At 53.7% G+C, this 17,464-nt stretch carries 16 protein-coding genes; 8 read left to right on the top strand and 8 right to left on the bottom strand.

Annotated features, from left to right (window positions below; translation table 11 throughout):
- Positions 1–22: 22 nt before the first annotated feature.
- The 3 genes from BTJ39_RS08690 to yeaG all read right to left on the bottom strand — a co-directional run bounded on the left by BTJ39_RS08690 (position 23) and on the right by yeaG (position 5,280).
- Entirely contained in the window at positions 23–1,750 is a 1,728-nt protein-coding gene (locus BTJ39_RS08690; RefSeq protein ID WP_078002285.1) for a potassium/proton antiporter, read from the bottom strand.
- Positions 1,751–1,988: 238 nt separating this feature from the next.
- Positions 1,989–3,266 (bottom strand): YeaH/YhbH family protein, encoded by a 1,278-nt coding sequence (locus BTJ39_RS08685; RefSeq protein WP_078002284.1) that lies wholly within the window; start codon positions 3,264–3,266, stop codon positions 1,989–1,991.
- A gap of 79 nt (positions 3,267–3,345) precedes the next feature.
- Complete coding sequence (gene yeaG / locus BTJ39_RS08680; RefSeq protein WP_078002283.1) at positions 3,346–5,280, bottom strand: protein kinase YeaG; 1,935 nt, start codon at positions 5,278–5,280, stop codon at positions 3,346–3,348.
- A 437-nt stretch (positions 5,281–5,717) separates the two neighbouring features.
- Between yeaG and BTJ39_RS08675 the strand changes: the two genes are divergently transcribed.
- Together BTJ39_RS08675 and BTJ39_RS08670 are read left to right on the top strand one after the other, a co-directional pair.
- Entirely contained in the window at positions 5,718–6,467 is a 750-nt protein-coding gene (locus tag BTJ39_RS08675; RefSeq protein ID WP_078002282.1) for a MipA/OmpV family protein, read from the top strand.
- 81 nt (positions 6,468–6,548) lie between these two features.
- Entirely contained in the window at positions 6,549–7,400 is an 852-nt protein-coding gene (locus BTJ39_RS08670) for an aldo/keto reductase (protein WP_078002281.1), read from the top strand.
- Positions 7,401–7,452: 52 nt separating this feature from the next.
- On the opposite strand, the gene BTJ39_RS08665 is transcribed toward BTJ39_RS08670, so the two are convergent.
- Positions 7,453–8,340, bottom strand: coding sequence for a D-hexose-6-phosphate mutarotase (locus tag BTJ39_RS08665; protein WP_078002280.1), 888 nt, complete (start codon positions 8,338–8,340; stop codon positions 7,453–7,455).
- 78 nt (positions 8,341–8,418) lie between these two features.
- Positions 8,419–9,417 (bottom strand): glyceraldehyde-3-phosphate dehydrogenase, encoded by a 999-nt coding sequence (gene gapA, locus BTJ39_RS08660; RefSeq protein WP_078002279.1) that lies wholly within the window; start codon positions 9,415–9,417, stop codon positions 8,419–8,421.
- A 352-nt stretch (positions 9,418–9,769) separates the two neighbouring features.
- Between gapA and msrB the strand changes: the two genes are divergently transcribed.
- Both msrB and BTJ39_RS08650 read left to right on the top strand, forming a co-directional pair.
- Positions 9,770–10,180, top strand: coding sequence for a peptide-methionine (R)-S-oxide reductase MsrB (msrB, locus tag BTJ39_RS08655; protein WP_078002278.1), 411 nt, complete (start codon positions 9,770–9,772; stop codon positions 10,178–10,180).
- A gap of 11 nt (positions 10,181–10,191) precedes the next feature.
- Positions 10,192–10,470, top strand: coding sequence for a YeaC family protein (locus tag BTJ39_RS08650; RefSeq protein WP_078002408.1), 279 nt, complete (start codon positions 10,192–10,194; stop codon positions 10,468–10,470).
- A gap of 62 nt (positions 10,471–10,532) precedes the next feature.
- Here the strand turns inward: BTJ39_RS08650 and pncA are convergent, their stop codons facing one another.
- The 3 genes from pncA to sppA form a co-directional block, all read right to left on the bottom strand.
- Complete coding sequence (gene pncA / locus BTJ39_RS08645) at positions 10,533–11,147, bottom strand: bifunctional nicotinamidase/pyrazinamidase (RefSeq protein ID WP_078002277.1); 615 nt, start codon at positions 11,145–11,147, stop codon at positions 10,533–10,535.
- A gap of 3 nt (positions 11,148–11,150) precedes the next feature.
- Positions 11,151–12,167, bottom strand: a complete 1,017-nt coding sequence (gene ansA / locus BTJ39_RS08640; protein ID WP_078002276.1) for an asparaginase — start codon at positions 12,165–12,167, stop codon at positions 11,151–11,153.
- 92 nt (positions 12,168–12,259) lie between these two features.
- Positions 12,260–14,113, bottom strand: coding sequence for a signal peptide peptidase SppA (gene sppA, locus BTJ39_RS08635; protein WP_078002275.1), 1,854 nt, complete (start codon positions 14,111–14,113; stop codon positions 12,260–12,262).
- Between the two features lie 203 nt (positions 14,114–14,316).
- Here sppA and BTJ39_RS08630 point away from each other — a divergent pair, with 203 nt between their 5' ends.
- From BTJ39_RS08630 to BTJ39_RS08620, 4 genes are all read left to right on the top strand, one after another.
- On the top strand, positions 14,317–14,868 hold the full coding sequence (locus BTJ39_RS08630; protein ID WP_078002274.1) for an NAD(P)H nitroreductase: 552 nt from the start codon (positions 14,317–14,319) through the stop codon (positions 14,866–14,868).
- A gap of 170 nt (positions 14,869–15,038) precedes the next feature.
- Positions 15,039–15,191 (top strand): hypothetical protein, encoded by a 153-nt coding sequence (locus tag BTJ39_RS24815; RefSeq protein ID WP_176110265.1) that lies wholly within the window; start codon positions 15,039–15,041, stop codon positions 15,189–15,191.
- An 18-nt stretch (positions 15,192–15,209) separates the two neighbouring features.
- Entirely contained in the window at positions 15,210–17,135 is a 1,926-nt protein-coding gene (locus tag BTJ39_RS08625; RefSeq protein WP_078002273.1) for a DNA topoisomerase III, read from the top strand.
- Positions 17,132–17,464 (top strand): YnjH family protein, encoded by a 333-nt coding sequence (locus tag BTJ39_RS08620; protein ID WP_078002272.1) that lies wholly within the window; start codon positions 17,132–17,134, stop codon positions 17,462–17,464. Before BTJ39_RS08625 ends, BTJ39_RS08620 begins: the two co-directional genes overlap by 4 nt.

The following is a 17,464-nucleotide window of genomic DNA, read 5'->3' as shown; positions in this document are numbered from 1 at the left end:
ACAGATCGAGCTAAAGCGGGATTCAGGCTTTATCTTCCGGCACGCGAACCCCGACTTTTACTATCTGATTTTCTTCTTTTTCAGCCACCGTCCAAATCAGATTATTCCACTCGATTTGGTCACCAACCACCGGCGCGGCCCCTAGCATTGTCAGCACCAGATGGCCAAGGGTTTGCTGGCCGTCAATCTGTTCATCCAGCGTCAGACCATAGATCTGTGCCACGTCGCGCAGCAGCGCATCTGCTTCAAGGATAAAGTCACCAAAGAAGCGTTGGTCAAGGGAAACCGGCGGCGACTGGCTAAACAGCTTACCCAGCGCGGGCAGGTCGCGTTCCCGGCCGATCACGCAAATAATATCGCCTTCTCGCAGCCGGGTATTACCGGTGGGATGTAGCAGCACATTATCGCGAAACAGCGCCGCAATACGGGTTTCTCGCGGCATATGTAAATCACGCAATGCGGCGCCGACGCACCATTTATCGGCGCTGAGCTGATAGACCAGCTGTTCCCAGGGATTCTGCGGATGAATATCCAGCCCGATGCGCGAGATCGGCGATGCCGTTGGCGGTACGATAACCCGGGCCTTGCTGGCGGCAAAGCTGAGAGAGGTTCCCTGCACCATCAGCGAGACCAGCACCACGAAAAACGCAATATCGAATATCAGTGAAGCATGGCTGAGTCCGGCCATCATCGGGAATACGGCGAGGATAATCGGTACCGCGCCGCGTAGTCCAACCCAGCTGATAAAAACCCTTTCGCGCAGATTAAATCCGCGAAAAGGCAGTAAGCCGACCAGAACCGCCATTGGTCGGGCCACGACAATAAGCCAGAGTGAAAGCAGCATCGCCGGAATGGCGATATGCCACAAATCGGACGGCGTAACCAGCAGGCCGAGTACCAGAAACATGCCTATCTGGCTGAGCCAGGACATGCCATCAAAGGTTTGCAAAATGCCATAGCGGTTGCGTATCGGCTGGTTACCAAGGACAAATCCGCACAGATAAACCGCCAGGATACCGCTGCCCTCAATGGCCGTGGTAAAGGCAAAAATAAGAATGCCGCCGCTGACTGCCAGCAGCGGATAAAGCCCGCTGGCCAGCGTAATGCGATTGACCATTTGCAGCAGCAGCCATCCGCCGCCGAGGCCCATAAAGATGCCGAGGCCGAACTCCTGAATCAGATGGACGACAAACATCCAGTCAAGGCCTGTCTGCCCGCGCTGGATCATGTCTATCAGGGTGATGGTCAGAAATACGGCCATCGGGTCGTTGCTGCCGGATTCGATTTCCAGGGTAGCGTTAACACGCTCGTTAAGCCCTTTACCCCCAAGCAGCGAAAACACCGCCGCCGCATCGGTTGAGCCAATGATGGCGCCGATCAAAAAACCTTCGATCATGTCGAGATGAAACAGCCATGCAGCTGCCATGCCCGTCAGGCCGGTTGTGATAAGTACGCCGACGGTTGCCAGCGACAGCGCGGGCCACAGGGCAACTTTAAACGAGCTTGCCTGGGTACGCATACCGCCATCAAGCAGAATGATGGCTAGCGCCAGGTTACTGACCATGTAAGCAACGGGGTAGTTATCGAAAACGATGCCGCCAATGCCATCAACGCCGGCCAGCATTCCCAGTGCCAGAAAGATAACCAGAATGGGGATGCCGAGGCGTGAAGAGAACGAACTCAGCAAAATGCTGGAAGCCACCAGCACTGAACCGATGATAAAAACGCTGTAAATGGCACTGGCTTCCAAAGGGGGGATCTCCTGCGATTGTTACCGGGCAGTACATAGTTTGTTGTATTACCGGGGTAATAAGCAACGTTAACCTGATTTTATCGTCGCGAAAGACATAAATGATCAAGTCAGGTAAAAATAGCGCCTTTCTTGTAAAGCTATCAGCTAAAAAAAGGGCTAAATGAGAGGATGCTTCGGCATTGCGTCGCAGACAGAGATAAAAAAAGCCGGATGGCGCGCATCCGGCTTTGGGATATCAGTAACTTTCTTCAGCTTGCTTGTGAAAAAGCTCCCGGAATACCGGATAGATGTCTTCCGGTTCGCGGATATGCTGAATAGCAAAGTTATCGAAGGTGGCCTGCAGATGTTCGTATTCACGCCACAGGGTTTGATGGGCGCGCCGGGTAATCTCTATATAGCTGTAATAGCGCACCACCGGCAGGATATTCTTTGCCAGAATCTGGTGGCAAAGGGGAGAGTCATCTGCCCAGTTGTCACCATCCGATGCCTGCGCCGCATAAATATTCCACTGCTGCGGATCGTAACGCTCTTTAACCACCTCATCCATGAGCTTCAGCGCGCTGGATACGATAGTTCCGCCGGTTTCCTGCGAGTAGAAAAACTCCTGCTCATCCACTTCTTTCGCCTGGGTGTGGTGGCGGATATAGACCACCTCGACGTTCTTATAGGTACGACTGAGGAACAGATACAGCAAAATATAAAAGCGTTTCGCCATATCTTTGGTTGCCTGATCCATTGAGCCGGATACGTCCATCAGGCAGAACATCACCGCCTGACTGGAGGGCTCTGGCCGCTTTTCAAAATTTTTATAGCGCAGATCGAAGGTATCGATAAAGGGAACCCGCGCGATGCGCGCTTTGAGCTCGGCGATATCTTTACGTAAGCGTTCCTGCTCCAGCAGCTGTGCGGGTTCGGCTTTTTCAACCTCAGCCAGCGCGTCTTCCAGCTCGTGCAGCATACGCCTTTTGCCGGCGGTCATGGCCGTCCGCCTGGCCAGCGAGTTTTGTAATGAGCGAACCACGCTGATATTGGCAGGCACGCCGTTTGAGGTGAAACCGGCACGATGCGTTTTATACTCATTAAGCTGGCGCTGCTGGTTTTTTTTCAGATTGGGTAGGGCAAGGTCTTCAAACAGCAAATCGAGATATTCATCCTTTGAGATCTTAAAGACGAATTCGTCTTGTCCGTCACCATCTTTGCTGGCATCGCCCTGACCGCTACCACCGCCACCGCCTCCCTGGGGGCGTTCAACGCGATCGTTTTGCACAAAATGGTCGTTACCCGGATGGACCCGATGGCGTTCGCCGCCGCGTCCCTGATGAAACATGGGTTCGTTAATATCTTCAATAGGAATGGAAACGGACTCGCCGTTCTCAACGTCGGTCACCGAACGTTTGTTGATGGCCTCGGAAATCGACTGCTTGATTTGGGTACGATAACGGCGCAGGAAGCGCTGGCGATTTACCGCACTCTTGTTTTTACCGTTAAGGCGCCGATCGATGAAATAGGACATATATCCCCCAAACTTACTGGCAAGGGGTCAGATAAACCTGACCCCGTTAATGCACTTTTGGCGCTAGTTGCGGCTAATACTATGACGATTTTCGTACGCGCAGATACCATTCACACAGCAAGCGGACCTGTTTGCGGGTATATCCTTTCTCCATCATACGGTCAACGAAATCATCATGTTTTTTCTGTTCGTCCGTGGAGGTTTTCGCATTAAATGAAATCACCGGCAGCAGCTCTTCGGTATTGGAGAACATTTTCTTCTCGATTACCGTGCGCAGCTTTTCATAGCTGGTCCAGTTGGGGTTGCGACCATTGTTCTGCGCCCGCGCGCGCAGTACAAAGTTAACGATTTCATTTCTGAAATCTTTGGGATTACTGATGCCGGCGGGTTTTTCAATTTTTTCCAGCTCGGCGTTCAGCGATTCACGGTCAAATAGCTGACCGGTATCGGGATCGCGGTACTCCTGATCCTGAATCCAGAAGTCTGCATAGGTCACATAGCGATCAAAAATGTTCTGACCATATTCAGAGTAGGATTCCAGATAAGCCGTTTGGATCTCTTTACCAATAAATTCGGCATATTTGGGAATCAAATAGCCTTTAAGGTGTTCGAGGTATTTCTCCGCCTGATCCTGAGGGAACTGCTCGCGCTCAATTTGCTGCTCAAGCACGTAGAACAGATGTACCGGATTGGCGGCTACCTCAACGTGGTCAAAGTTGAAAACTCGCGACAGGATCTTAAAGGCAAAGCGGGTGGATAAGCCGTTCATGCCTTCATCGACGCCGGAATAATCACGATACTCCTGATAAGACTTAGCCTTAGGATCAGTATCCTTCAGGCTCTCGCCATCATAGACGCGCATTTTTGAATAAATGCTGGAGTTTTCTGGCTCTTTCAGGCGTGACAATATTGAAAAGCGCGACAGCGTTTCCAGCGTACCGGGCGCGCAGGGCGCGTGGGTCAGCTCGCTGTGATTGAGCAGCTTCTCATAAATCTTAATTTCTTCCGAAACCCGCAGGCAGTATGGCACCTTGACGATATAAACGCGGTCAAGAAACGCCTCGTTATTTTTGTTGTTACGGAATTGCACCCATTCCGATTCGTTGGAGTGGGCCAGAATGATGCCATTGAACGGCAGCGCGGAGATCCCCTCGGTGCCGTTGTAGTTACCCTCCTGGGTGGCTGTCAGCAGCGGATGCAGCACCTTGATGGGCGCTTTAAACATCTCAACGAATTCCATGATCCCCTGGTTTGCCCGGCACAGCGCGCCGGAGTAGCCATAGGCGTCAGGATCGTTTTGCGCGTGGTTTTCCAGCTTGCGAATATCTACTTTACCGACCAGCGCGGAGATATCCTGGTTGTTTTCATCACCCGGCTCGGTTTTAGCAATCGCCAGCTGTTCCAGAATCGACGGCCAGACCTTGACCACTTTAAAGCGGCTGATGTCTCCACCGAACTCATGCAGGCGCTTGGCCGCCCAGGGTGACATTATTGTGCCAAGGTAACGCCGTGGTATGCCGTATTCTTTATCCAGAATGTTGGCGTCTTCCTGCGGGTTAAACAGACACAGAGGGTGATCGTTTACCGGGCTGCGCTCACCGTCGGCGCTCAGCACGTAAATTGGCACGCGCTGCATCAGCGATTTCAGGCGTTCCGCCAGTGAGGATTTACCGCCGCCGACCGGACCCAACAGGTAGAGGATCTGCTTTTTCTCCTCAAGGCCCTGAGCGGCATGTTTCAGGTAGGAGACGATTTGCTCAATCGCTTCCTCCATGCCGTAAAATTCCTCGAATGCCGGATAGCGCGAAATAACACGATTAGAGAATAAGCGTGAAAGACGAGGCTCATGGGCGGTGTCGACCATTACCGGCTCGCCGATAGCCGTTAATAGTCTTTCTGCCGCGTTGGCGTATGCATTGCGATCTTGCTTACATACTGCAAGAAACTCTTGCAAAGTGAACTCTTCGTCCTTGGCAGCTTCATAACGCTGACGATAGTGATCGAATATATTCATGGCATGCCCGTCCTTTCGTTTTTAGCACAGGTACCAGGAGCATAGTAAAGGGTGAATCAGCCCCCGGAAGATATTCTTTAATGTGTAGAGCAACCCTTATGCCAACCTGACATTATTGTGCTGAATACATAAAGCTAATGGTCACGCTACGCACTTCAATTTTCACCTCAGGTTAAAGTCTAGTTGGCATTCGTGAAATTTCCTGAGCTGCTGTTTATTTTCAAAGAGAATTCAATAACAAAGTCTTTTAGCTTCGAAGCAACAACCTTGTTGGCTGCGGGATGAGGGATTTTTGTAAAAAATAAGCAGCGCGCTTGTGACTTTTGCTGGATTGGTTAGCGACATGACAACCGCTAGCGTGTTAAGTTTCTTTGCGTCTATCATGAGATAGCAAATCATACCTCTGCTGATTGTTATATTTCTGGGATGAATAAATTGTGAACTATTTCAAAATTAGCACGCTGACCCTCGGGTTAGCTGCCAGCCTGACGGCTGTTACGGTTGCGGCTAACCCCCTTACGCTGGGCGCCTCGGTTTTCTATAGCGAAAGTCCTTATAAAAGCGGACAAAATCGTTATTATCCCGTTCCGGTTATCGACTATGAGGGCGATAATTTTTATTTTCACAGCCTCGCCGGCGGGTACTACCTGTGGAAGGATGAACAGGACCGCTTGTCGCTGATGCTTACGGGATCGCCGCAGCAATACGATCCTGATGACGCCGATAGCGGCGACATGAAAGCGCTGGATAAGCGTCGTATGACCCTGATGGGCGGCGTTGCCTATCGTCATACCGCCAGCTGGGGGATTGTACGTACTACGCTATTGGGCGACGTGCTTAACAACAGTAACGGTATTCAGTGGGACCTTGCCTACCTGTACCGCTTTCAGCTCGGTGATTTCGGCCTGACGCCGGGTATCGGTGCGGTATGGAGCAGCAAAAACCAAAACCGTTATTATTACGGCATATCCAGCCATGAGTCGGCACGCAGCGGTCTGAGTACCTATAATCCGGACGACAGCTGGAATCCTTACCTGGAAATGACCGCCGATTATCGTATTAATGACAGCTGGCGGGCGACGCTGTCAGCGCGATACACCCACCTGGATAGCGAGATAACCGACAGCCCGATGGTCGATAAGCACTCGCAGACAAACCTCTGGACGGGGATCAGCTACACCTTCTGATCGGAATTGACTGCACCATGGCGCAGCGTTTTGCTGCGCATGCGCCGTTATGGTGCCCCAGAAAAGTGCAGGAGCGAATCGATGAGTAAATATGTCACCTTCGCCGACGGTGAAAGGTTACCCGCTATCGGCCAGGGCACCTGGTATATGGGCGAGCAGCCCGGGAACCGCCCTCAGGAAATCGCCGCTTTACAGCAGGGGCTGGAGCTGGGTTTAAAGGTCATTGATACTGCTGAGATGTATGCCGAGGGCGGCGCGGAGCGGGTGGTCGGCGAGGCGCTGGCTGGTCGCCGGGATAAAGCATTTCTGGTTTCCAAAGTGTATCCGTGGAATGCCGGGCGCAAAGAAGCCATTGCAGCCTGCGAGCGCAGCCTGCAACGGCTGGAAACCGATTACCTTGACCTTTACCTGCTACACTGGCGTGGCGGCGTTCCGCTTGATGAAACAATAACCGCAATGGAAACGCTTATTCAGCAGGGCAAAATTCGCCGCTGGGGCGTTTCCAATTTCGACGTCGATGATATGCAAGAGCTCTGGCAGCAAGAGGGCGGTCAGGCCTGTGCCGCAAATCAGGTTTTGTATCATCTGGCCTCCCGAGGAATTGATTATTCGCTGCTGCCACTTTGTCGCCAGCGCCAGCTGCCGCTGATGGCCTACTGCCCGCTGGCACAGGCCGGCCGGCTCCGGCATGATTTACTAACCCATCCGGATTTACAGCATATCGCCGCAGATAAAAATATCAGCGTCGCTCAGCTGCTACTGGCCTGGGCTATCAGAGACGAGGGCGTGCTGGCGATTCCCAAAGCCAGCTCAGCGGTTCACGTCGCCGCCAACGCTGCGGCGCTGGAGATTACGCTTAGCGCACAGCAGCTGGCGCAAATTGAACGGCATTTTCCGGCGCCGCAGCGAGCGATGCCGCTGGATATTGTTTAATAAAACGGGCGCGTTAAGCGCCCGTTCTATGAGTAAAGTGTCGGCCTGACTATCAGACCTTCTGGTTTCTTTTACGCAGACGGAAGGTGGCGCCAAGCCGCGCGGGCGTTTCGCCGCTGCTTATCATCGGGCTGGATATATGTGCGGTTTCGACGCAGACCATGGTTTTGTAGCCGCTTGCCGTCATATCGCTCATGCTGCTCGACAGGGCGGGGCCTGGATTCCAGGTGACCACGTCGCTGTGATGATGGTGATAGACTTCAATGACTCGCTCACCCCGCTGGTCGTCAATAGTGCTGTAGTCTTCCGGGCTGGTGTAAATGCGATCGGTACGATCGGGATAGGTTTGCTTACCTTCCGCAGACAGGCCGTCGCTGCCATTATTAACTTTATCAATATAGGGCTGACCCAGGCCGGAAACTGTGACGCCGGCAATATCCGCCACCTGAAAATAGCTATGCAACGCGCCAGTGCTCGGGTAGTCACCGTGGGCTTCGAGTTCAACCTCGCAATGCTGGCTGAATCGAAAGCGGGCATAAAGCGTAAAGTCATGGGACCACAGCTTTTTCGTCTGTTCGTTGCTCTCCAGTGCCAGCGTCAGCATGACGCTGTCATCGTTTTCGTCATGAGCGGAGAGAGACCAGTCAAGGTTGCGGGCAAAGCCGTGCGCAGGCTCGCCAGCCGGACCAAACCACGGCCAGCAAATGGGGACGCCGCCGCGAATCGCTTTACCCTTTTGCCACAGCGAATTATCACTCAGCCAAATAACGGGACGTTCTCCGGTTGGCTGCCAGGCGAGCAGATGCGCGCCCTGCAGGGCAACAGCGGCCTGCACTTTAGGGTGATTAATCACCAGAATCGCCAGTTCACCCTGGCGGCGCTGCGAAATATAGGGTGAGACCTGTTCATCCACTGGCAGGGAGAAGAATTTATCCGACATGGTTTGATCTTCCTCTAAGCGTTTGGCAATAAAAAAGGGCGACCATCGTCGCCCCTCGTGGTTCAGCCTGCCATCAGATTATTTGGCAGCAACCAGAGCAATCAGATCGAGAACTTTGTTTGAGTAACCCGTTTCGTTATCGTACCAGGAAACCAGTTTCACAAAGTTATCATTCAAGGCGATACCGGCTTTGGCATCAAATACTGACGTCAGCACTTCGCCGTTAAAGTCAGTAGAAACGACGTCATCTTCAACATAGCCCAGCACGTCTTTCATTTCGCCTTCGGCTGCCGCTTTAATTGCCGCGCAGATGTCTTTGTATGTAGCTGGCTTAGCCAGACGAACGGTCAGGTCAACCACGGAGACGTTCGGAGTCGGCACGCGGAACGCCATACCCGTCAGTTTGCCATTCAGCTCAGGCAGCACTTTACCAACGGCTTTCGCTGCGCCAGTAGAAGACGGGATAATGTTCTGCGATGCACCGCGGCCGCCGCGCCAGTCTTTATGAGAAGGGCCATCAACGGTTTTCTGAGTGGCGGTGGTGGCGTGAACGGTGGTCATCAGGCCTTCAACGATGCCGAACTTATCGTTGATGACTTTAGCTAGCGGCGCCAGGCAGTTGGTGGTGCAGGAAGCGTTAGAAACGATGTCCTGACCGGCATATTTATCAAAGTTGGCACCGCGTACAAACATCGGGGTGTCATCTTTAGACGGACCGGTCAGTACCACTTTTTTGGCGCCGGCGGTCAGGTGCTTACGCGCGGTTTCGTCAGTCAGGAAGATACCGGTTGCTTCAGCAACGACGTCAACACCGACTTCGTTCCATTTCAGGTTAGCCGGATCTTTTTCAGAGGTAACGCGGATTTTTTTACCGTTAACGATCAGCGCGCCATCCTTCACTTCAACGGTACCGTCGAAGCGGCCGTGAGTGGAGTCATACTTCAGCATGTATGCCATGTATTCTGCATCTAACAGATCGTTAATTGCGACGATTTCGATGTCAGAACGCTGCTGCGCAGCACGGAAAACGATGCGACCGATGCGGCCAAAACCGTTGATACCTACTTTGATAGTCATATATTCCACCAGCTATTTGTTAGTGAATGTTAGTGAATAAAAGATTGTTTGTAGGATTACCAAATCCTTGCCAGGCGTCAAGCGGAATCGTGTCAATGATTGCGAAAAATCAATCATGGCAACAGGAATAATTGCCTGAAACACCTGCTTTGCGCTGACCTCTGTAACTCCATATGGGGGCGGCCAACCAGAATATAAACGGCTGAGTAGCACAAAGAGTGATCTGTCTCACGAAATGGCGGTATACGTCGCCGTCTGCCGCTCACCCTTTGGAAAACTTGCCCGTTACTGTTAAGTGTTTGTTAGAATAATAGCTGATATTTACAGATTAAACCCGCCTGAGAAGAGAATCATGGCTAACGATACTGAACGCCTGTCCCCGGAAACCGATTTAACCGAAATGCAGCGCCATGTTACGCGCGATCGCGGCACTGAGCCGCCGTTTACCGGTAAGCTACTGCACAACAAATTGGCTGGAATCTACCACTGCCTGGTGTGCAATTCGCCACTGTTTTTGTCAGACACTAAGTACGAGTCAGGCTGCGGCTGGCCGAGTTTTTATCAGCCGGTCAGCGATGAAGCCATCCGCTATCTGGAGGATACGTCGCACGGTATGCGCCGGGTGGAAATTCGCTGTAATACCTGCGATTCACATCTCGGGCATGTATTCCCTGATGGCCCGCAGCCGGGAGGCGAGCGCTATTGTGTTAACTCTGCGTCGCTAAGCTTTAGCGATAGCGATGGCAATAACATCAGGGGATAATTGTGACGGAAATGAGTCTGGAAGCGATGATCGCCAGTATGACGCCCGAAGTTTATCAGCGTCTGGCTACCGCAGTGGAAACAGGGAAGTGGGCGGACGGCGTGCCGCTGACCGCAGAGCAGAAAGAGCATAGCTTGCAGCTGGTGCTGCTGTGGCAATCGCGTAACAATGATGACCCGCAGCATATGAGTATTGGGCGCGACGGTCAGATTGTGACTAAAAGCAAACAGCAGTTAAAAAAGGAGTTCGGCATCGCTGAACAGGATGTAACCCGACTCAAGCTGCAGTAATTATTCCTCCAGGAATAATTGGCGGCCAGTTTGCTGAAACTGGCCGCCAGTGGTTCAGCTTTTCAGCTTATCCGCGCGCCCATTTTTTGCATTTCAGCCAGGGCTTGTTCACTGTCTCCGGCCTGCAGATTTACACCGCGACAGCCCGCTGCCACTACGTTGACCTCATAGCCTGCTGTCAGGGCGTCCAGCACCGAGAATTTCACGCAGTAATCCGTTGCCAGTCCCATCACCGTCAGAATATTAATTTGCTGCAGACGAAGCCAGGCATCCAGTCCGGTCGGCTGCTGGTGGCCATTGTCCCAGAAGGCGCTGTAGCTATCGATGGCCGGGTCGGTGCCTTTCTGCACGACATGATCAAGCTGCTTGCTATCCAGCCCGGGATGAAATGCTGCCCCCTCGCCGTGCTGCACGCAGTGTACCGGCCACCATACCTGAGGCAGGCCGTTGAGCATGCCGGTTTCACCCGGGCGGGTACCGGCATTAGCTGCGAAGCTGCCATGGTTGGCCGGATGCCAGTCCTGACTGGCAACCACCAGCCCGCCGTGCGCTTTCCACTGGGCAATATAGCGGTTAGCTACTGCCACCACCCGATCACCTTCATGGACCGCCAGCGCGCCGCCGGGGCAAAAGTCGTTCTGAATATCGATTAGCAGCAACGCATGATGGCTATACATGGTTTAATCCTCGACGGTCAGTTCGCCGCGCAGGTTAGTTTGCATCAGGCGGCGGATCGCATCCGGCGCCAGGTTTTGACTGAGTAAATAATGCAGCTTGGTCAGCGCGGATTCTACTGTCATATCGGCGCCGCTAATCACCCCGGCATGCGCTAACGCATTGCCGGTGGCGTAGCCGCCCATATTGACCTTACCGGACATACACTGCGTCAGGTTAACCACCACGATACCGCGTTGGCTGGCTGCGGCCAGCTCCTGCAAAAACTCTCCATTTTGCGGTGCATTGCCAACGCCGTATGAGCGCAGGATCAGCGCTTTAACCGGCTGGCGCAGGAAGTTGCGTACCACATCTGCTGAAATGCCCGGATATATCGTTACCACGCCCACCGGCTGCGGCGTGATCAGATGTACTCTCAGCTCGCCTGTGCCAGGCATAATGCTGGGAGTATTGAGGCGACGGATATGTATCCCGGCCTCCAGCAGCGGCGCCAGGTTAGGTGAAGCAAAGGCGTTAAAACCATCCGCATGGGCTTTAGTGGTACGGTTGCCGCGAAACAGGGTGTTATTGAAAAACAGCGACACTTCATTGATCGGGTAGTTGGCGGCAACAAAAAGCGCATTCAGCAGATTTTGCTGGCCGTCAGAGCGCAGCTCTGCCAGCGGAATTTGTGACCCTGTCACGATGACCGGTTTGGCCAGGTTTTCCAGCATAAAAGAGAGCGCTGATGCGCTAAACGCCATGGTGTCGGTGCCGTGCAGGATCACGAAGCCATCGTAGCTGTCATAGTTAGCGGCGATATCATCAGCGATAGCCTGCCAGTCCTGCGGCGTCATATCCGATGAGTCAATAAGCGGCTGGTATTCGTGAATGGTGAAATCAGGCATCTCAGGGCGATGAAACTCAGGCATCATAGCCAGCTGCTGCTGAAGGTGACCAGAAACCGGAATATAGCCGTTCTCAGAACGTTGCATACCGATGGTGCCGCCGGTGTAGGCGACGTAAATAGATTTTTTTTGCATTGTTAAGCCCGGGCTTGCGATCAAAAGCCGATTATAAGAGGAATGATGAGCAAAATCAGCCCGGCCGGAGCCGGGCTAAAAGGGCGATGCCGTCAGCGGACGTCGCCGCAGGTCAGGCACACCGCATAGCGGTTCTGCGGATCGTTCATTTTATCAAACAGTCCAGGCTGCTTTTTCATCATGCTCATCACGTCATACATCGGCGCTGGCAGCATTGACTGCAGGGTTTCCGGCAGAACGGCGCGGATCTGCGCATTCATTTGACCAAACAGCATATCGGCAAAGGAGGGCTGCTGCTGATACCATTGCAGCTGTGGCTGGCTGATTTTTGCCAGCTCGGCGGCCTTTTTAACGGCGTCATCGAAATCGCCCAGCGCGTCAACCAGCCCATTCGCTTTGGCGTCGCTGCCGGTCCAGACGTGGCCCTGAGCAATCTGATCAACCTGTTCAGGCGTCATCTTGCGCGATTTCGCGACCAGATCGAGGAAGTTTTTATAGCCATTTTCAATGCTGAGCTGCATTAACTGCTGTACTTCCTGCGGCAGCGCTTTGGTCACGGAAACGTCGGCCAGCGGCGAAGTGGCTACGCCGTCAGTATAAACGCCGATAGTGCCGAGGGATTTCTCAACGGTGTTGATAATGCCAAAAATCCCGATGGAACCCGTCAGCGTGCTCGGGCTGGCGATAATGTAATTCGCCGGCGTTGAGATCCAGTAGCCGCCGGACGCCGCCATACCGCCCATGGAAACGACAACCGGTTTGCCAGCCGCGCGGGCGGCCGCCAATTCCTCACGGATGGCTTCAGAAGCGGTGACGCTGCCGCCCGGGCTGTTAACCCGCAAGATGATGGCTTTAATCTTGTCATCGAGGCGCGCCGAGCGAATTTCTGCGGCAGTGGTATCGCCACCGACCGTGCCGGGAGTTTGCTCGCCATCAACGATCGCGCCATCAGCAAAGATCACTGCGATGTTGCCTTTAGCCGGCTGTTTTTTCAGCGAGTAATCATAAATGCTGGTGCCTCGATAATCGTTGGCCTGCTTATCCCAGCCAAAGACTTTGGTCAGCTTCTGATCGACTTCGGCTGGGGTCGCCAGTTCATCAACCAGTTTGGCGTCCAGCGCATATTTCGCCATATCACCGCCATTTTTCTGCAAGGCGGCGATTAACTGTTGCGCGCCGGGGAAAACCTGTTCGGGCGAAATCTGGCGGTTAGCGGCTATTTGCGCGACATAATTATTCCATAACTGTCCAACCCAGCGCGTGTCGGCATCGCGGGCGGCTTGCGACATATCATCGCGCAGGAAGGGTTCGACGGCAGATTTGTAGGTGCCGACGCGGAAAATATGAGAACTCACTTTTAGCTTATCGAGCAGCGACTTGTAATAGAGCGAATTGGTGGCAAAACCGTGCAGGTCGATGCTGCCATGCGGCGCAAGATAGATCTTGTTGGCAAAGCTGGCCAGATAGAACTGTGCCTGAGTGAAGTTGTCGCCGTAAGCATAAACCGGCTTGCCACTGTCGCGGAATTCGCGCAGCGCTTTGCCGATATACTGCAAAGAGGGCTGATCGCCGCCGGCAAAATCCCGTAAGTTGAGCACAATGCCGCTAATGCGATCGTCGGTTTTGCCCTGACGAATCCCATCGACGATGTCGAACAGCGGATTTTCTTTCAGGCGGTTGCTGCTGGCACCCAGCAGCTGGCGGCCCAGTTTACCTAATTTATTGGTAACCGAAGGTTTATCAACCACCACGCCAGCCAAATCGATATTCAGCGCCCCCCGTTGAACCTCAACCGGCTGGTTAGCGCTTTTGATGTGCATCCAGACCCCGACGCCGACCAAAATCAGCAGCAGCAGGAACAGGTTAAGAATAAATTCCCTGACAAAATTAATCAGGCGCCATGTCCATTTGAACAAATTCGCGATGATTCGCCATAAGCTTCGCATGTAATCTCCATACTCGCGGTAATAACGCCGGATTGCCGACAATCAGACAGATAAAGGCTGTTATCCTAAAGAGCGGCGGCGAAAATGTCAGTAAGAAAACGGCGCGGGCTAACAATTTATGCTGCGGTTACGGACTGTCGTCGTGGCGGCTCGCGTGTTAGGGTGACTGATTCAAATCGTACTGCATTAATCAGGAGATTTTCATGGATGCGCTGGAATTACTGGTCAATCGACGTTCGGCCTCGAGGCTGGCTGCGCCTGCGCCGGCAGGAGAAGCATTGCAAAACATTATTCAGGCCGGAATGCGCGCGCCTGACCACGGCACATTACAGCCCTGGCGTTTTATCGTTGTTGAAAACCAGGGGCTGGAGCGCTTAAGTCAGCTGCTGGAGCAGCGGGCGCGTCAACAAAATCAGGAACAAAAAGCGATTGAAAAAGCCCGTCAGGCGCCTTTTCGTGCGCCGATGATCATTACCGTGGTTGCACGCTGTGAGGAGCACCCGAAAGTCCCGCAGTGGGAGCAGGTCGTGTCCGCCGGCTGCGCGGTGATGGCGATGCAGATGGCCGCACTGGCTCAGGGATTTAACGGCATCTGGCGCAGCGGCGCCTGGACTGAGGATCAGCAGGTGAGGGAGGCTTTCGGCTGTCGCTCGCAGGATGTCATCGTCGGCTTTCTCTATTTAGGCACGCCGCAGCTAAAAGCATCGACCACCGTGCTAGCGCCCGACACCGCGCTGTTTGTTAGCTATTTCTGAGCCGTCGAATAACCGCGTTGGCACCGGGCCTCGGTATTGACAGCATTAGCATGGGTCTGTTGGCTTACTGTCTGATAAATGAGCGTACGGCCGCATAATATTCTCATGGCGCTTACGCGCTGGTGGGTAACAGGTTAATATTAGCGGCTGATATATAGCTGGAGATAGCGATGAGCAAGGTTACGCAACCCTCTGAGCCGGGTAAACCGGTGGGTAAAAACCAGCTAGCGGGCGTCGCAGCAGTGCAGTCCGTGACCCTGTCACTAAGCGGTAAGCTGAACAACACCTTGCCGGTCCGCGCTGTTATCAGCCTCCTTCCCTGATTTGGAACTCCGCTTTACATGCGCCTGTTTATTGCCGAAAAACCGAGTCTGGCCCGCGCGATTGCCGATGTTTTGCCTAAGCCGCACCGTCGTGGCGATGGCTATATAGCCTGCGGTAACGATCAGATAGTCACCTGGTGCGTCGGGCATTTACTTGAACAGGCTCAGCCGGAAAGCTATGACAGCCGCTATGCACGCTGGTCGCTGGCGGACCTTCCCATCGTCCCGGATAAATGGCAGCTGCAACCGCGCCCGTCAGTGGCAAAGCAGCTAAACGTCATCAAAGGGCTGCTGGGCCAGGCCAGCGAAATTGTCCACGCCGGTGACCCGGACAGAGAAGGCCAGCTGCTAGTGGATGAGGTGCTGGATTATCTGCTGCTGGTGCCGGAGAAGCGTCAACAGGTGCAGCGCTGTCTGATTAACGATCTTAACCCGCAGGCGGTCGAGCGGGCGGTCGGTCGTTTGCGGCAGAATAAAGAGTTTGTCCCTTTATGTGTTTCAGCGTTGGCGCGTGCCAGGGCGGACTGGCTGTATGGCATCAATATGACGCGCGCCTGGACGCTTTTAGGCCGCAACGCGGGCTATAACGGCGTGCTGTCGGTCGGGCGCGTGCAGACACCGGTTCTCGGACTGGTAGTGCGCCGCGACGAGGAAATAGAAAACTTCATCGCCAAAACGTTTTTTGAAGTCAAAGCGCATATTGTCACCCCGCAGCAGGAGCGTTTTATTGCCATCTGGCAGCCGAGTGAGTCCTGTGAACCGTATCAGGATGAAGAGGGGCGCTTACTGCACCGGCCGTTAGCCGATCACGTGGTTACCCGCATCACCGGCCAGCCGGCGCTGGTCACCAGCTATCAGGATAAGCGCGAAAATGATATTGCGCCGTTACCGTTTTCGCTATCCGTACTGCAAATCGAAGCGGCAAAACGCTATGGTCTTAGCGCTCAGACCGTGCTGGACACCTGCCAGCGCCTGTACGAAACCCATAAACTTATCACCTATCCGCGTTCTGATAGTCGCTATTTGCCAGACGAGCATTTTGCCGGTCGCCATGCGGTTCTGAATGCTATACAGGCCCATCAGCCGGATCTGGCGCTGCCTGCTACCTTTGACAGCGACCGCAAAAATCGCTGCTGGGACGATGGCAAAGTTGACGCGCACCACGCCATTATTCCTACTGCTCGCGCCGGGAAAATTCAGCTAAGCGAAAATGAGCGTCATATTTATCAGCTAATCGCCAGGCAGTATCTGATGCAATTCCTGCCGGATGCCGTATTTCGCAAATGCAGTATCGAACTTGATATCGCCGGCGGCAAGTTCGTTGCCAAAGCACGCTTTCTGGCGGAAGCGGGCTGGCGGACTTTGCTGGGAAGTAAAGAGCGGGATGAGGAGAATGACGGCATGCCGTTGCCGGTGGTTGCTAAAGGTGATGAGCTACTTTGCGAGGGCGCCGAAGTAGTGGAAAAGCAGACGCAGCCGCCGCGCCATTTCACCGACGCGACCTTGCTTTCCGCCATGACCGGCATTGCGCGCTTTGTTCAGGATAAAGATCTAAAGAAAATACTGCGAGCGACCGATGGATTAGGAACGGAAGCAACGCGGGCGGGTATTATTGAGTTACTGTTTCGCCGAACCTTCCTGTATAAAAAGGGGCGCTATATTCATGCCAGCGAGGCCGGTAAAGCGTTAATTCATGCCTTGCCCGAAATGGCGGCCCGCCCTGATATGACAGCACACTGGGAGTCGACCTTAACCCGAATCAGTGAAAAACAGTGCCGCTATCAGGATTTTATGCTGCCGCTGGTTGATACGCTCAACCAGCTAATTAGCCACGCCAAACAGCGGCCCTCGCTTCAGGCCTTCAGGGGGCTGCCGCCGGCGCCCGAACGCAAAAAAAACGCTGGCAGGAGCCGGGCGGGTAAAAAGAAGGAGATGGAAGAATGAAAGCAGCTTTAGCAGTTACGCTCTCTGGTCTGATGCTGTTCAGCGCTTCGCTGCTTGCCGGGCAGGAGCGCCACTATGGCACCGGTACTGGCAGCGCGCAGCGGATGCAAAACGGCGGTAACGCCGATGTTATTGTCGATATGCCGCCGGAAGCGTGGAGTCAGGGGCAAAATAATAATCAGCCACCTTGCCTGCGTTGTTGCACTTTTGAAAATCGGCAGTACAGCGAAGGTTCAGTGGTCAAAAGCGAAGGGGTGCTGTTACAGTGTGCCAGAGACGAGCACTCCATCGGCACCAATAATCTTATCTGGAAAATCGTTAAGCAGTAA

The sequence above is a fragment of the Izhakiella australiensis genome (assembly GCF_002006995.1).
Lineage (GTDB): Bacteria > Pseudomonadota > Gammaproteobacteria > Enterobacterales > Enterobacteriaceae > Izhakiella > Izhakiella australiensis.
The sequence above is the reverse complement of the archived record's forward strand: the minus strand, read 5'-3'. Positions and strand labels throughout refer to the sequence as shown.

Coding starts and splice junctions, on each gene's coding strand:
- gapA (WP_078002279.1), bottom strand. CDS start 9,417: ATGACTATCAAAGTAGGTATCAACGGTTTTGGCCGCATCGGTCGCATC.
- BTJ39_RS08625 (WP_078002273.1), top strand. CDS start 15,210: ATGCGCCTGTTTATTGCCGAAAAACCGAGTCTGGCCCGCGCGATTGCC.
- BTJ39_RS08630 (WP_078002274.1), top strand. CDS start 14,317: ATGGATGCGCTGGAATTACTGGTCAATCGACGTTCGGCCTCGAGGCTG.
- BTJ39_RS08650 (WP_078002408.1), top strand. CDS start 10,192: ATGAGTCTGGAAGCGATGATCGCCAGTATGACGCCCGAAGTTTATCAG.
- ansA (WP_078002276.1), bottom strand. CDS start 12,167: ATGCAAAAAAAATCTATTTACGTCGCCTACACCGGCGGCACCATCGGT.
- BTJ39_RS08670 (WP_078002281.1), top strand. CDS start 6,549: ATGAGTAAATATGTCACCTTCGCCGACGGTGAAAGGTTACCCGCTATC.
- BTJ39_RS08685 (WP_078002284.1), bottom strand. CDS start 3,266: ATGTCCTATTTCATCGATCGGCGCCTTAACGGTAAAAACAAGAGTGCG.
- pncA (WP_078002277.1), bottom strand. CDS start 11,147: ATGTATAGCCATCATGCGTTGCTGCTAATCGATATTCAGAACGACTTT.
- sppA (WP_078002275.1), bottom strand. CDS start 14,113: ATGCGAAGCTTATGGCGAATCATCGCGAATTTGTTCAAATGGACATGG.
- BTJ39_RS08620 (WP_078002272.1), top strand. CDS start 17,132: ATGAAAGCAGCTTTAGCAGTTACGCTCTCTGGTCTGATGCTGTTCAGC.
- BTJ39_RS24815 (WP_176110265.1), top strand. CDS start 15,039: ATGAGCAAGGTTACGCAACCCTCTGAGCCGGGTAAACCGGTGGGTAAA.
- BTJ39_RS08665 (WP_078002280.1), bottom strand. CDS start 8,340: ATGTCGGATAAATTCTTCTCCCTGCCAGTGGATGAACAGGTCTCACCC.
- yeaG (WP_078002283.1), bottom strand. CDS start 5,280: ATGAATATATTCGATCACTATCGTCAGCGTTATGAAGCTGCCAAGGAC.
- msrB (WP_078002278.1), top strand. CDS start 9,770: ATGGCTAACGATACTGAACGCCTGTCCCCGGAAACCGATTTAACCGAA.